At 72.5% G+C, this 14,203-nt stretch carries 9 protein-coding genes; 2 read left to right on the forward strand and 7 right to left on the reverse strand.

Annotated features, from left to right (window positions below; genetic code table 11):
• Positions 1-42 precede the first annotated feature (42 nt).
• Genes murJ through ACH34Q_RS15305 form a run of 3 tightly spaced genes read right to left on the reverse strand, consistent with a single transcriptional unit; the run spans position 43 to position 4,573 of the window.
• Entirely contained in the window at positions 43-1,647 is a 1,605-nt protein-coding gene (gene murJ / locus ACH34Q_RS15295) for a murein biosynthesis integral membrane protein MurJ (RefSeq protein ID WP_395983572.1), read from the reverse strand.
• Positions 1,644-3,032, reverse strand: coding sequence for an O-antigen ligase family protein (locus tag ACH34Q_RS15300; RefSeq protein ID WP_395983574.1), 1,389 nt, complete (start codon positions 3,030-3,032; stop codon positions 1,644-1,646). The genes murJ and ACH34Q_RS15300 overlap by 4 nt, the downstream gene beginning before the upstream one ends.
• The gene (locus ACH34Q_RS15305) at positions 3,029-4,573 is read right to left on the reverse strand and encodes an exopolysaccharide biosynthesis polyprenyl glycosylphosphotransferase (RefSeq protein WP_395983576.1); all 1,545 of its coding nucleotides are present in this window, start codon (positions 4,571-4,573) and stop codon (positions 3,029-3,031) included. The genes ACH34Q_RS15300 and ACH34Q_RS15305 overlap by 4 nt, the downstream gene beginning before the upstream one ends.
• A gap of 525 nt (positions 4,574-5,098) precedes the next feature.
• Between ACH34Q_RS15305 and ACH34Q_RS15310 the strand changes: the two genes are divergently transcribed.
• A complete protein-coding gene (locus tag ACH34Q_RS15310; protein WP_395983577.1) occupies positions 5,099-5,341 on the forward strand; it encodes a hypothetical protein in 243 nt (80 codons plus the stop codon).
• Positions 5,342-5,563: 222 nt separating this feature from the next.
• The gene (locus ACH34Q_RS15315; protein WP_395983578.1) at positions 5,564-6,559 is read left to right on the forward strand and encodes a matrixin family metalloprotease; all 996 of its coding nucleotides are present in this window, start codon (positions 5,564-5,566) and stop codon (positions 6,557-6,559) included.
• Between the two features lie 47 nt (positions 6,560-6,606).
• Here the strand turns inward: ACH34Q_RS15315 and ACH34Q_RS15320 are convergent, their stop codons facing one another.
• From ACH34Q_RS15320 to ACH34Q_RS15335, 4 genes are all read right to left on the reverse strand, one after another.
• Positions 6,607-8,565: a hypothetical protein gene (locus ACH34Q_RS15320; protein ID WP_395983579.1), complete on the reverse strand. Its 1,959-nt coding sequence runs from the start codon at positions 8,563-8,565 to the stop codon at positions 6,607-6,609.
• A 419-nt stretch (positions 8,566-8,984) separates the two neighbouring features.
• Positions 8,985-11,234 carry a hypothetical protein gene (locus tag ACH34Q_RS15325; RefSeq protein ID WP_395983580.1) on the reverse strand — a complete coding sequence of 750 codons (2,250 nt, stop codon included), beginning with the start codon at positions 11,232-11,234 and terminating at the stop codon, positions 8,985-8,987.
• A complete protein-coding gene (locus tag ACH34Q_RS15330; RefSeq protein WP_395983581.1) occupies positions 11,231-13,081 on the reverse strand; it encodes an HSP90 family protein in 1,851 nt (616 codons plus the stop codon). Before ACH34Q_RS15330 ends, ACH34Q_RS15325 begins: the two co-directional genes overlap by 4 nt.
• 189 nt (positions 13,082-13,270) lie before the next feature.
• Positions 13,271-14,203: a diiron oxygenase gene (locus ACH34Q_RS15335; RefSeq protein ID WP_395983582.1), complete on the reverse strand. Its 933-nt coding sequence runs from the start codon at positions 14,201-14,203 to the stop codon at positions 13,271-13,273.

Here is a 14,203-nt window from a genome sequence, read left to right on the forward strand (position 1 = left end):
GCCCGTGTTCTGGCGATTGGTGTTCTGGTTGCTCGGGCTGGTTCACGGCACTTCCTTGTGACGGATGCGGTTGACGCGGACGAGCGGGCTGAGCGGTCCCGTGGCGCGCGTACGGCCGTGCGCGGCCAGCAGGAGCGCCACGGCGTACACGGCGGTGACCACGGTCAGGCCCGCGAGCAGGCGCGGGAACGCCGGAAGGCCCGTACCGGTGACGGCCAGGCCCGCGAGGCAGGCCAGGCCCGCGGCCGTCAGGAGCGTTCCGAGGTCGCCGCCGACCGCGCGCAGCGACACCGGCGCGACGTACTTGCGCATGGCGGCCAGGAGCAGCAGCGCGGCGACGGTGATGCCGGCGGCGTTGGCGGCGGCGAGCGCGGTGGTACCGGCGAGCGCGACCAGGGTGCTCCCGGCCACGGCGGTGACGGCGAGCCCGGCCGCCATGGCGCGGACGGGATGCCAGACCGGGCGGCTGCCGGCGAAGAAGGCGCGAGCGGTCACGCCCATCATCGCCTGGCCCCACACGCCCAGGACGTAGACGCGCAGGACGAGCGCCGTCCTGGAGCCGTCGGCCTCGGTGAACCGCCCGTGCTGGAACAGCAGTTCCACGATGAGCGGCGCGAACGCGGTCAGGCACGCCGTCGCCCACAGCACCACCGCGCTGACGATCACCAGATCGGTCTCGAGCCGCCGGCGCATCTCGTCCAGGTCCCCGCCCGCCGACGCCCGCGCGAGTCGCGGGAACGTCACCGTGACCAGCAGCAGGGAGGCCACCATCGGGACCTGGCCCACCTTCTGGGCGTAGTTGAGATGGGAGATCGAGCCGGCCGCGAGACCGGAGCCGAGGAAGCGCTCGATGAAGACCTGCGACTGCCGGGTCAGCGTGTAGATCACGATGGGCGCCGCGGCGGCCAGCGTGAGCGCGGTCAGCGTGCCCCGGTCCGCCACTCCGTCCGGGCCCTCCGACACCCCGGGCGGGGCGGCGGGCCCGGGGCCCGAGCGCAGGCAGCGCACGAACGCGGGTGCCTGCACCACGATCATGAGCAGCCCGCCGCAGGCCACGCCGAGCGCCGCGCTGGTGATCCCCAGCGGTGCGGCGAGCGCCGCGATCATCGCCAGGATGCCGACGTTGTACGCGAGGTAGATGGCGGCGGGCGGCCCGAAGTGGTGGTGGGCCCGCAGCGTCGCGCTCATGAACCCGGCGATGCCGAACGCGAGGACGGTCAGCGCGGTCAGCCGCACGCAGCGCGCCGCGGGACCCGGGTCGTCCAGGCCGGGCGCGAGCACGCCGACGACCAGCGGCGCGGCCAGGATGAGGACGATCGTGGCCGCCGACAGCGCGGTGACCAGGCGGGGGAGCACGGTGGTCACCAAGGGGCGCACGCCGTCGGGTTCGCGCAGCAGCCGGGTGACGATCGGGACCATGAGCAGTGCCATGGCGTCCTCGATCAGCAGCGGCGAGACCGTCTCGGGGATCGTCCAGGCGACCAGGAACGCGTCGGTGCCGCTGCTCGCGCCGAACCGGTGCGCCATGACCAGATCGCGCAGGAAGCCCAGCAGGGTGCCGCCGGCGACGAGCAGCCCGGTCAGCAGCGTCGCGCGCCGGATCGAGCCCTCGTGGCGCCGGACGGCCTCGGTCTGGACGGCGGTCATCGCGCCTCACCACGGGAACGCGTCCCGGCAGGGGAGCCCCCGAGGGAACGTGCGGCGACCAGGCCGATCAGGATCGCCACCAGCACGCTGCTCGGACCGCTCATGTCGGCGTAGACGAAGTTGGTCAGCAGAGCGGCCAGGAAGCCGGCCGAGGCCAGCCACAGCGGGTCGCGAGGGTCGCGGCGCGTCCACAGCCCGTACAGCAGCGTGCCGAACAGGGCCAGCAGCCCGGCGAACCCCACCAGCCCCTGCTCGGACAGGACGAGCAGGTACTGGCTGTGCGGCGACAGCAGCGGCTGGCGCTTGTAGCCGTGGACGGGGTCGGCGGTCTCGCCCGCCGCCGACAGGTCGATGGGCGCGTACGAGTCGCGGTACGCGGGGAAGTTCTTGACGCCCACGCCGGTGAGCGGGTGGTCCTGCCAGATGCCGGACGCCGCCGTCCACAGGCTGTAGCGGTCGATCACCGACTGGTCGGGAGATTCCGTGATCCGCGCCATCGACTGGGCCCGGGCGGTCAGCGTCTCCGTTCCGATGCCGAGGCCGCCGACCGTGACGACCAGCAGCGCGACGCCGGCCACAGCCGTACGCCATGCCACCCGGCGGTCGAAGGCGACCAGCACCAGGCCCGCGGCGGCGGCGATGGCGATCCAGCTGCCCCGGCTCAGCGCGAGTACGAGGGCCAGGGCCAGTACGGCCATGGCCGCCAGCGCGAGCGGGCGTACCCAGCGGCGCGCCGAGGCCAGCACGAACGCCAGCGTGATGATGAGGCCGAAGCCGGTGACGACCGACAGCGCCATCACGTCTCCGGCGCCGAACGTGCCGACCGCCCGGACGTTCTCGCCCGCGAAGGACGCGCCGGTCCCGGTGAAGACCTGCCAGATGCCGTAGGCCGCCTGGAACAGCCCGGCGACCACGACGGCACCCGCCACGAGCAGGGCGTCCGTGCGGTCCCGCACGATGGCGGTGACGGCCACCGGGACGAGCACGAAGAGCTGCGCCACCCGTACGAAGCCCGTCAGGCTCGCGTCGATGTCCTGCGAGCACAGCGTGGCGAGGCCGAGCGCGGCGGCGGCGGGACCGAAGGCGAGCAGGGTGCGCGGCGGTGGCGCCGCCTTGCCGGTGACGACCAGGACGGCGGCGGCCGCCACCAGCACGGCGCTCGCGACATCGGCGGGTGTGATCGCCACGGCCGCGTCGCCGCTCCCGGCTCCGGCCTGCGGGGGCGACGGAAGGCAGATCGCGAGCGCGGCGGCCGCCACCAGCCAGCCGGGGCGCCGGACCAGGGCCCCGATCAGGGGCCGGGCGTTCTCGGGCCGGGCGTTCTCGGGCCGGTCGATCAGGGGCCGGTCGATCAGGGGTCGGGCGACCCCGGGCCGGTCGGTCACGGGTCGTTCCTCGTCAGCACGGCCCGGACGGTCATCAGCAGGATCTTCAGATCGGTACCGAACGACCACGTGTCGATGTAGCGGTTGTCGTACTTGGCCCGAAGTTCGATCGAGGTGTCCCCGCGCAGCCCGTTGACCTGCGCCCAGCCGGTCATCCCGGCCGGGACCCGGTGCCGCAGCGCGTACCCGGGACAGGACTCGGAGAACAGCCGGACGAAGTGCGGGCGCTCGGGGCGCGGGCCGACCAGGCTCATGTCGCCGCGGACGACGTTCCACAGCTGCGGCAGCTCGTCCAGCGAGGTCTCCCGGAGGAACCGGCCGACCGGCCCCATCCGGGCGTCCCCGTTCACCGACCAGCGCGTGTCGGCCTCGTGGTCGTCGGCGGGGCGCAGCGAGCGGAACTTCAGCAGCACGAACTGGCGGCCGCCGGCGCCGACCCGGCGCTGCCGGAACAGTACGCCCGGGCCGCCCTCCAGCCGTACGGCGAGCGCGCACGCGAGCAGCACCGGCCATGCGAGCGTGAGCGCGGCGGTGGCGGCGGCCAGGTCGAACGCGCGTTTGGCGGTCCGGGCCAGGCGCTCGCCCGTACGGGAGCCGAGGCGCAGGCACGGCAGGCCCGCCAGGTACTCCACCCGCGAGCCCGGGCCCGTCCCCGTGAGCAGGTCCAGCGTCGACAGGACGAGCAGGGTCTCGCACGGCAGCACGGAGCAGGCCCGGACCAGCGTGTCCAGGTCAGGGCGCCGGACGTCGTCCATGACGATCACGACGGTGGACCCGTCGGTGTCCGTCCTGGACGCGAGGCCGAGCACGGCCTGCCGCAGCTCCACCGGCCGGCCGAGGACCGGCAACCCGGGCAGCGGGCGGTCGTCCTGGCTCCCGGACAGGATCTGGCCGACCGGCACGAGCCCGAACTCCCGGCGCCGCCGCAGCACGCCGGTCACGTGCTCGGCGGTGGGGCCCGTACCGACGATGACGGCGGGCCGGGCGGTACCCGGCCCGCGCCGGGCGAGCCGGCGGCCGGTGGCGGCGGCGGCGCGCGCGGGCCCGGCGAGCAGGGCGTACAGGATGACGATCCAGAACCAGGTGGCGATCAGCTCGCGCAGCGTTCCCGGCGAGGTGGCCAGGGCCTCCGCGGCCCCGGACGAGGGCGACAGGGCCGCGGCGAGGGCCGCGACCGCCGCCGCACGGGCGGCGAGCGCGGGCGTGTCGTCGAGCAGCGAGGAGGACAGCCGGCGCCGGTAGAGCCCGCCGGCGGCGTTGAGCCCGGTCACCGCCGCGCCCGCCGCCACCGTCAGCGGCAGTCCGGCTTCGGTGGCGGTCGCGACCGCCACCGCGGCGGACATGGAGAGTCCGTCGGCGGTGACGAGCGCGAGCGGATACAGGGCCGTCCGGATGCGGGGGCGTGCCGCCCGGACATCGAACGGTGCCGTGCCGACGGTGAGGGGGACCAGGCCCGCCTCACCGATGTCCGCGCCGGCGTCCGGATCCGGCCGTTGGGTGTCCGCGCCGATCGAGGGGACGCTCAGCCCCTGTGAGCCCATCTCGGCCGTCCTTTCGAAGAGGGCTTAGCGGCTGCCCGGTCTGCGGATTCAAGGCGAGTCTGTTCCCACTCCACGGCAAGAGGTGCAGGGCGGCGCCGCCCCGGTCCCATGCCTTTAACAAAGGTCAACGTGCTCTTGAGATGCACCGTGTGTCGGAAACGCGGACATGGCTCCTGGAAACACGGACATGGGTACCGGAAACGCGGGACATGGGGGTTGGGATGGGGAACGCCGCGCTCTTTTTCGCCGAGGGCGGGACACTCGGCCGCAGGTGACCATGTACTGGCCTCCCCGCAATGCGTATGACCGTGCGCCGCACCGGCCCACCGGCATTTAGATCGGGATGAAGCGGCCGAACCTCTGCCAGGCGCAATCTCGATGTAATGATCAGATCAAGTTCGCCGATTCGTGCCCGATGGCCTGTGCGACGGCCGCGGTATCTGTGTTACCTCTAACGAAGCACTGCGGAATCGCGTATCCGCAGAGCTTTCGAAAACTCTGTGCACATGAGCTCAGGAGGGCAACATGATGAAGCGACTGGCCGCGACGGGCGTGCTGGCCATGGCCGTCGGAGGGGCGCTGCTGGGCGCGACCCCCGCTCTGGCCCACGGCGGCGACGAGGTCGAGAACCAGGAGGTCAAGAACGAACAGGGCCTCGGGATCCAGATCTGCCAGCTCCCGATCATCCCGATCATCTCGCCGGTCGAGATGGACGACTGCTACAACGGCTCCACCGAAGTCGAGCAGAACGAGTCCGAGGGCGAGTGACGTAGAACCGACCGTGGAAGGGCCCCGCCGTCCGGCGGGGTCCTTCCCCTTTTCCGGAAAAGCCCGGCCACTCCGGCATATCGGAAATAGAGCGACTATTCGATACAGGCACCGAACATTTGATGATCGATGGTTTTATCGACCAGGCGGCATGCTCAGAAATGCCATGTGAAGTCATGCAATGTGAGGTCTCAGAAATTCAGGACAGGGTCGGCGGCCGCCGTGCTCGCGATCGCGCTGGCGTTTCCGGTGACCCCGGCCGTGAGGGCGGACCGGCCGCCCGACTGGTGCGGTTCCGGGCCCGGCCTGCGGGCCGGCGCGCTGCCACCGGTGGTGGATCTGCGCGAATGCGATCTGCGCGGAAAGCTGATCAAGGGAGTGAACGGAGTGGCCGCGGTCGTGCCGCGCGACGGCGGCTCGGTGGTCGCGCACATGCTGCACCGGCACGAGGCCTCGGACCTGGAGATCAGGGTCGACGCGGAGGCGCGGACGGCCACCATCACCGAGAACAGGATCGCGCTTCCCGGCGGGCGCCCGCGCGAGGTGCGCACGACGTCCGGTGGCTGCTCCGACAAGGCGTACAAGCTCGGCACGAGCAAGTGGCGCCGCGGGACGGCGATCTCCTGGCACTACCACCGGGGCACCGTGAAGGACAGCGGGCTGGGCGCGCGGCGCGCCGCCAAGGCGGTCAGGCGCGGCGTGTCCGGTGCCGTCGGCGGCCGTACCGACTGCGTCGGCGGATCCAAGAGCTTCCGTCCCAAGCCCGACATCCGGCAGCGGTACGCGGGCACGACGGGCGCCCGGCCGAACATCGGCGGCGCCGGTGACTGCGGGGACCGCGACGGGACCAACTCCTTCGGCTGGACCGACCTGTCGAGCATGGAGGCCGACGCGCTGGCGGTCACCTGCCTCTGGCACGTCGGCGGCACGACGCAGGAGAGCGACCTGGCGCTCCAGACGCGCGGGAAGCGCTGGTGGACGCCCCGCGTTCCGCGCCGTGGCGGGCCCCAGCCGATCCCCGGCTGCCCGTCCGGCCGGTACGAGGCGGTCTCGGTGACCACGCACGAGATGCTGCACGCCCTCGGGCTGCAGCACATCGAGGGCACCCGGCACGAGAACCTGTCGATGAGCCCCTTCGTCCGCCCGTGCGACGACCGTGCCGCCACGCTGGGCAAGGGCGACCACCGGGGCCTCATCAAGCTCTACGGCGCGCGCTGAGCGCCAGGTCGATCCAGCGCTGTCAGCCAGCGCTGTCGATCCAGCGCTCAGATCATCTCGAGCAGCCGGGCCAGCGTCTGGGCCTTGTTGCCACCGGGCGCCAGGTCCTTGGACGCGTACCCGAACAGGTAGTGCAGCATCCGGTAGCGCAACTCCTGGTACTGGAGATAGTCGGGCGCGTTGAACAGCGCGGGATCGTCCAGGTCGGTGGGGACGTGGTACGGCCGCGTCACCAGGACGCGGCGGTCGGGAACGGGCGGCTCCGCCACGGCCGGCGTGCCGGTCGCGAGGCCGGTGCCGACCGCCGCCGGGACCTGGATCTCGTGCGCCACCTGGATCGCGGGCCCCGCCGGGGAACGGTGCGGCGGCGCGGGAGCGACGGTGTCGCGGGCGAAGAACCCCGGATGGCCGAGCGTGAACGAGACGGTGTGGATCGTCCGGGACCGTCCCGTCAGCGGGTCGGTGCCCGTCGCCGAGTCGGCGCACAGGTCGACCGTCGTCGCGTGCGCCAGCTCGAACGAGTACCTGACCCGCTGCGCGGTGATCACCAGCCGGGGGCCGAGGCCCGCCCAGCCCTTGGGCTCGGCCAGGTCGCCCCGGTGCCTGCCGAGCGCGTCGGCCAGAACGCGGGCGAAGGCGTTGTCGGCGCGGTCGTCGGCCAGGAACTCGCCGAGCCGCTCGGGATCGGCGCCCTCCCGCAGGTGGACGCGCGACAGCAGCCGGATCCGCTCGCCGGGCGGGTACGCCTTGGCCACCGAGCGGCCCTTGACGTGCAGGTGGAACGAGCCGGCCTCGTCGGTGTTCACCTGCCGGCGGCGCAGCACGACGGCGCAGCGCAGCAGGCTGAGCGCGGGGACGTCGTAGTACGTGTCGGTGCACCGCCTGATGTGCTCGGCCGACATCAGCTCGACGCCGAGGGCCTTCAGCTCGCCGGGCCGGGTGAACAGAGCCCGCAGGGAGGACACCACCGAGACGTGCTGCTCACCGGAGATCAGGAACTCCGACTCCGCCTCCAGCGAGGTGGCCATCTCCATCCCGGGCTGCAGCACGTCCTTGTACGCCTGGTAGACCGGGCGGTGGTCGCGCAGCGGCTCGCCGGCGTGCCACCCGCCCTTCGCGACGGTCTCGGAGTCCTTCAGGTCCTCCGGTGTGAGGGGACGCAGATCGATCCGGCCGGAGCCGTTCTTCTGGTCCATGCCGCCGCTGTAGTGGCGGGGCTCGTTGCGCCCGTACCTGTTGTCCCACCATTCGGCGGTGAGCCCGGCCTGGGGGAGCACCTCCAGTACGGCCTCGCGCGACGGCATCCCCGCGGGCCGCCGCATGCCGAGCAGCTTGGCGAGCTGGTTCCAGGTGTAGGAGGCCGAGAACGTGCAGACGTTCTGGTCGGGCGGCGGGGTGAGCACGATGACGGTGTCCAGCCGCCGGCCCCCGGGCCCGTCCAGCGTCACCAGGATCAGGTCGTGCGGTACGGCGACGTGCTCCAGGTTGGACAGCACGGTGACCTGGAAGCTCAGCCCGTCCTCGTTGACGCCGTAGCCGTTGACGATCAGCCGGGCCAGATCGGTGAACCGGTGGTCGCGGGAGAACAGCGGCGGCGTGACGGTCGGATGGTTGGACACGTCCAGGCCGAAGACCCGCTCGCGGGAGCGCTCCCGCCGGTGGCGCAGGAACGCCGGCGTCCGCATCTCGGCGTGCTGGGTGGTCTCGGGCGCGGACGCGTCGGCGTGGACGGCGTGCGCGACGTCCCGGCCGGGGGCGACCCGCCCGGCGCTCATCGACGGCGGCACCGGGTCGGCGGGCGGGGCCGGGACGATCGCGCGGCGCCGGTAGACCGTCATGCCGCTGACGAGGTCCTTGACGCCCGTGCAGCGGTAGTAGACGTACCCGCCGGGACTGATCTCCGCGCCGGCGATCACGGTGTCGCCGATCGACGGGATCCACACCTCGGTGCCGGCGGGCAGCGGCGGATTGGTCCTGCCCACCTGACCTGGCGTGGGGGTCGCCATGGCTGTCTCCCGACGTCGAAACGGCCCCGGCCGCCAGGGCCGGGAACGGGGGCCGGATGAGGGGAAGGCACGGGGTGGGAGATCGGTGAAGGTGGGAGAATCGGAACTCCCGGGAAGCGAGGCCGCGTGGATGGGCCTCGGGAGCCCCGCGCCGCCTCGCGGGGGATCGGTTCCGCCCCATGGGTTCCAGTGTCACTGATTCGGTGCCGTGCGGGCGCCGCGAGAACCGGCCGCGGCCGGTTCTGGCCGCACCGGAAGCCGCACTGAAAAGGGCGATTCCCGGCAGAGCCGAAATGGCGTGCACGTGCATTTCAGCACCGTTGTGTTTCGGTGGTCAGGGCGGGCGTCACGTACCGCCCGGACGGCCGTCCGGACGCCCGTGTGGACGCCTGTACGGACGCCTGCGCGGACGCCGCTGGTCAGGCCCCGCGCTCCCGGCGGATATCGGCGAGGAGGTCCCCGACCCGCTCGCGTTCGGCGGCGTTGCGACGGTGCTCGCCGTCCTCGTCCGGCTCGGCGGCGGGCGCGGCGAGGGCGCGGCCTGCGGCCTCCTCCGCCCCGCCGAGATCGTCCAGGTCGTACAGCAGTTGCCCGGCCATCAGCTCGCATCGCGTCACGAAGGCCACATCCGCGGTGGCCCGGAAGGCCTCGGCGGCACGCGTCGCCTCGGCGACGGCCTCGGCCGTGCGGTCATGGGTGGCCAGGATCCGGGCCCGCTCGTACCGGAGGACGGCGGCCTCCCAGACAGCGCGCTCCTCGCCCTCCGGGAACCGTTCCGCCACCCGGCCGGAACGGTCCGCCATGACCAGCGCCGTGTCGAGATCGCCCGCCCAGGAATGGGCGAGCGCCGCCTGCCGGAGGCAGACCGCCGCCTCGTAGAACGCGTCCGTTCTGACGGCCACTCTGTCGACGACCTCTGTGTTGACGGCCTCTGTGTCGACGGCCTCTGCACTGACGGCCTGCGCGTGGGCCTCCCCGATCGCGGCGTACCGGCCGGCCGCCGCCGTGTACCGCTCGGCGGCCTCGGTGTCGCGGTCCACGGCGGTGAGGATCGCGCCCGCCTTCTTGTCCAGCTTGGCCAGGACGTCCTCCTCGTCCGTCCGCTCGGCCATCTCGTCCAGCATCGCCAGCGCGTCGTCCGGCTGGTCCAGGTCCGGATAGGCGCAGACCAGTACCCAGCGGGCCTGCATGCCGGTGTACGCGGCGTCGTCGTCGGCGCCGATGTCGGGCCGTGCCTCCTCGGCGCATTCGGCGGCGTCCAGGGCCCGGCCCACGCTCACGTACGACGTCGCCAGGTCCACGCGGGCGTGGGCGGCCAGCCGCTTCTCGCCCAGCGCCGTGAGCCGGGCCGCGGCCTCGATGAACTCACCGATCGCCTGGCCCGCATCGCCCGAGCTCAGCAGCTCGGTGCCGCGTTGCGCGTACTGGAGCGCCACCTTGAGCGGGTCCTCCCCATGAGGAGTCGCCGAGCCGGGCTCGCCGATGACGGAGCCGGTCCCTGCGATCTGCTCGATCTCCTTGCGGCGGGCGGCCACGGCCGACAGCGGGAGGTGCTCGACGATCGCTCGGCTCGCGATGGTCGCGCGCACGCGGTCGCCCGTGCGGGTGGTGCCGTGCCGCTCGTCGTACCGTCCGGCCAGCTCAAGGGCATCGCGGGCGAACTCCTCGGCCAGCTCCGCGAACGTCCACTCCTCGTCCACCTCCTCCGGGTAGTCCGGATCGGCGGGCCAGAACAGCACCTCGTCGCCGCGCCCCTCGTCCACGAGCGCGCCGAACACCATCGCGGCCGCCGCCGACAGCTCCAGCTCGTACAGGACGGTCGGGGTGCCCTCGAACATCGGCAGGTCCCGCTTGACGATCGACAGCGCGCGCTCGGTGTTGCCCGACAGCACGCAGAACGTCAGATGCCGCGCGAGATCGGCCTCGTCGTCGTGGTCGAGCCCCCGGTAGGCGCGCCGGTGCGCGGCACGTGCCTCCTCGACCTCGCCGGTACGCAGGTAGCAGTTCTGCAGGATGTGCAGGACGTCGGCGGGCTGGATCTCGGTATCGCAGGGGAGTTCCCCGGTGAGGATCGGATCCGCCGCGGCGATGGCCTCCGCGTCCCGTCCCGTACCGGCGAGGAACCGGACCTGGAATGTGGCCAGGCAGGCCGCGCAGCCGTAGTCGGCCGCCTCCCGGTGGCGCAGTCCGGCGAGGGCGCGGTCGCCGGCCTCCCGGTCGGCGGTCACGTCCGCGAGCAGCAGCCGGATCGTGTGGACGGTGTGCAGGTCGTCGCGGTCGGGACGGCAGCGCCGTTCCATGTCGTCGCACACGCCGCGGACCAGGCGCAGCGGGTACTCGACCATCAGGCTCAGCACGATCCCCTGCGACGCGAACTGCCGCCAGAGCGCGTCCAGCATGTCGTCGTCGAACACGTCCGGTCGGGCGCTGTAGTGGGCGACGATGCGGGTGAACGCGGTGATGACACCGTTGACGTCCTCGGTGTCCTGCGCGATGGCCATCTTCGCGTCCACCAGGACCAGCCGGGCCTCGATCTCGATGTCGAGCAGGCTCGCCGCTTCCGCCCACCGGACGATGTCCTGGACGGCGCTCACCTGGGCCTCGCCCTCGGGCATCTCCTCGGCTTCGGAGAGCAGTTCGCGCAGCTCGGCCGGGCTTCTCGTGCTCACAGGCCGGTCTCCTCGTCCACGTTGTGCACGGCCCATTCGACGAGGCCGAGGAACGAGCGGTTGAGCGCGGCGGTGTCGGCCGGGCGCATCGGATGGTGCCCCTGCAGGAGCGCGTGTCCGTACATCGCCTCCACGATCATCCGTACGAGCAGCGGGTCGGTGAGGGTCACGACGCGGCGGACCAGCGGGCTGTTGTGGTTGAGGATCAGCTGCGGCAGTGTCGGCCCGGCTGGTTTCTCCTCCGCCGTTTCCGCGGGAGTGACCTCCGCGAGGCCGTCGAGCATGTCGGCCCACGCGCCCTCGGCCGAGTCCATCGCGGCGTGCCGTTCCGCCTGCCGTACGGCCTCGCGGCCCTCCAGGTACAGCGCGGGCAGCGTGACGGGCTCGAACGCCCGCACCACCGGCTCGCAGCCGAGCCGTTCCAGCGCGCGCCGGGCTTGCTCCAGGAACCGCTGGATCACGGGCTCGGTGGACGGGTCGAGCAGGTCCATGTGGGTGGCCAGCTCGGCCGGATCCAGCCGCGCCACCTCGATCGCCGGATCGAGCAGCGGCAGCCGGTTGAGGATCTCCGCGTTGTAGGCGTAACCGGCGTTGACCAGGCCGACCCCCTGCGCCGCCGCGACCCCCGCGAACTGCCGGAACTCGTCGACGCCCGGCGCGTACCGGATCGTGCCGTGGCGGCGCCGGAACTCCGCCAGCGTCATCTCGCCGTCGCTGGTCTCCATCGGCAGCCACCGGTCGACCAGCCGCAGCATCTCGACGTCGTGCACGGCCAGCGCCTTGACCCCGAGCTGGTGGACGGACAGGAACCGGTGCAGCCGGGCCGGCGCGGTCGACGACAGCCGGACCAGCCACGCCCGCAACTGCGCCCCGAGCGCCTCGCGGGTCTCCTCCAGCAGGTCGTCGGCGTACAGCTGCTCGCGGTCGGCGGTCGGCCGCAGCTCGCTCGCGTCCACCACGCAGCGCGCGAAGAACGCCCAGTCCGGCAGCAGCCCCTCGACCCGCTCGCCGAGCAGCATCCGCTTGAGGTAGACCCGGTGCGTCGAGCGCGCGCTCGCGGGCAGCGGCGTCGGCAGTACGAACGCCGCCCCGGTCAGCCCGGCGGCCGGAACGTTCAGTTCGATGACGTCGAACGGCCGGAACTCCAGCGTGTCCTCGGCGTACCGCAGCAGCGCCTCCCGCCGGGCGCGCGGATCGATGTGCTCGGCCTGCCAGGGCGGCGGGCCCTCGGTCACCAGCCGGTCGCCGACCCGTACCGGGTACGGCAGCAGCGAGCCGAAGTGCCCGGCCAGCTGCGTGACGGTGCCGTCCGACAGCCAGTGCTCCGATCCGCGCCGGGGCCGCAGGATCACCGTCGTGCCCGGCTCGTGCCGCGCCTCGGCGGGCTCGACCGTGTAGTGGCCGTCGGCGTACCCCGTCCAACGCACCGTCTCCGCGCCGCCGCCGGCCCCGTGGTCGCCGGCCCCGTGGCTGACAGCACTGCGTGTCACGACCTCGACCTCGTCGGCGACCAGGAAGCACGACAGCAGCCCGATGCCGAACTGGCCGAGGAACTCCTGCCGGGAGAAGCCCAGCTCGTCCCGCTTGGACGAGCGCCCGATGGTGGCGAGCAGTTCGTGGACCTGCGCCTCGGTGAGCCCGATCCCGTTGTCCAGGACCCGCAGCGTCCCGTCCCCGGTCACCGACGGCGGCTGGATCACGATGCGCGGGTCGTCCGGCGTCCGCGCGCTGAGCGCGTCCACGGCGTTCTGCAGCAGTTCCCTCAGGTAGGCGCGCGGGCTCGGATACAGATGCCGCCCGAGCAGGTCGATGATCCCCCGAAGATCAACACTGAAGCCATGACGCACCGAAGACGCCTCCCGCCCGTAGTCCCCGTGTACCTGACCGGTGGGCACCGGTCCGGCGCTGTACTGAGCTGTATCAATACGTATAAACCCTGCCGTAAAGGACGGTGTCATGGCAGCAGGATTTCGAGAAGTACAGGATCGAGGGACGTACAGGACCGAAAAGAGCACAATGCGCCCGGCCGCTTCAGATCAGAGAGGCCTGCCCGCGGCGTCGACGCCGCAGACCCGGCGCCACGCGTACGGCACCTTGCCGGGGCGGAAGACGCCCGAGTCCAGCAGCGCCTTGAGCACGGCACGGCACGCCTGGCGGCGCAGCTCCGTCCGTCGCGGGTCGCGGCGGACGGCCTTCCAGGTCTTGAACGCGGGCAGCCCGACCGTCCGGTAGACCAGCGGCTGCACCATCATGTCGAAGAAGAGGGCGATCGCGCCGGGAGCGAGCCACCGGACGGCCAGCCGGTCGCTGCGCCCGGCCGCGCGGTAGTGCTCGGCCACGGTCGTGCGGGCGTACGCGAGATGCCGCGCCTCCTCCTGCCGGTGGTAGACGCTGATCCGGCGCAGGTAGTCGTCGGTCTCGGGATGCTCGGCCATCAGCTTCTGCAGCAGGTCGGGGACCTCCTCGCCGCCCAGCACGAGGGTGTCCAGGAACGCGGGCCTGCGGAGCAGGTGCGGCAGCACGCGGCCGCGGATCCGGCGCGCGATCCGGTCGTCGATCGGGTTGTGCTGGCGCGGCTCCAGCTGGCCGACCGCGCGGGCGAACAGCCGCGAGTGCCGGGTCTCCTCGCCGATCTCGTGCAGCGCGTAGGTGAAGCGCGGGTCGGTCACGCCGGGCGCGAGGGCCAGCCGGAACGCGAACCCGGCCATCAGGACCGCCTCCAGCGTGATGCCGAGCCGCAGCATCGAGGCGACCTCCTCGCGGGACAGCCGGGCCCTCTGCTCGGGCGTGAGCCGCAGCCCGAGCCGGGCGGTCGACAGCAGCTCGTCCGGAACGATCTGGCCCGGACCGAAGTCGCCGGTGACCTCGACGTCGGGTTCGATCACCCGGCGTACGGAGGCGGTGTTCAGCCGCTCGATGCGTTTGGTACGCGCCGCGCGGTCGGTACGGAAGGTCTCCCTGGTAGCCAT

The sequence above is a fragment of the Actinomadura sp. 9N407 genome (genome assembly GCF_044326315.1).
Taxonomy (GTDB): domain Bacteria; phylum Actinomycetota; class Actinomycetes; order Streptosporangiales; family Streptosporangiaceae; genus Spirillospora.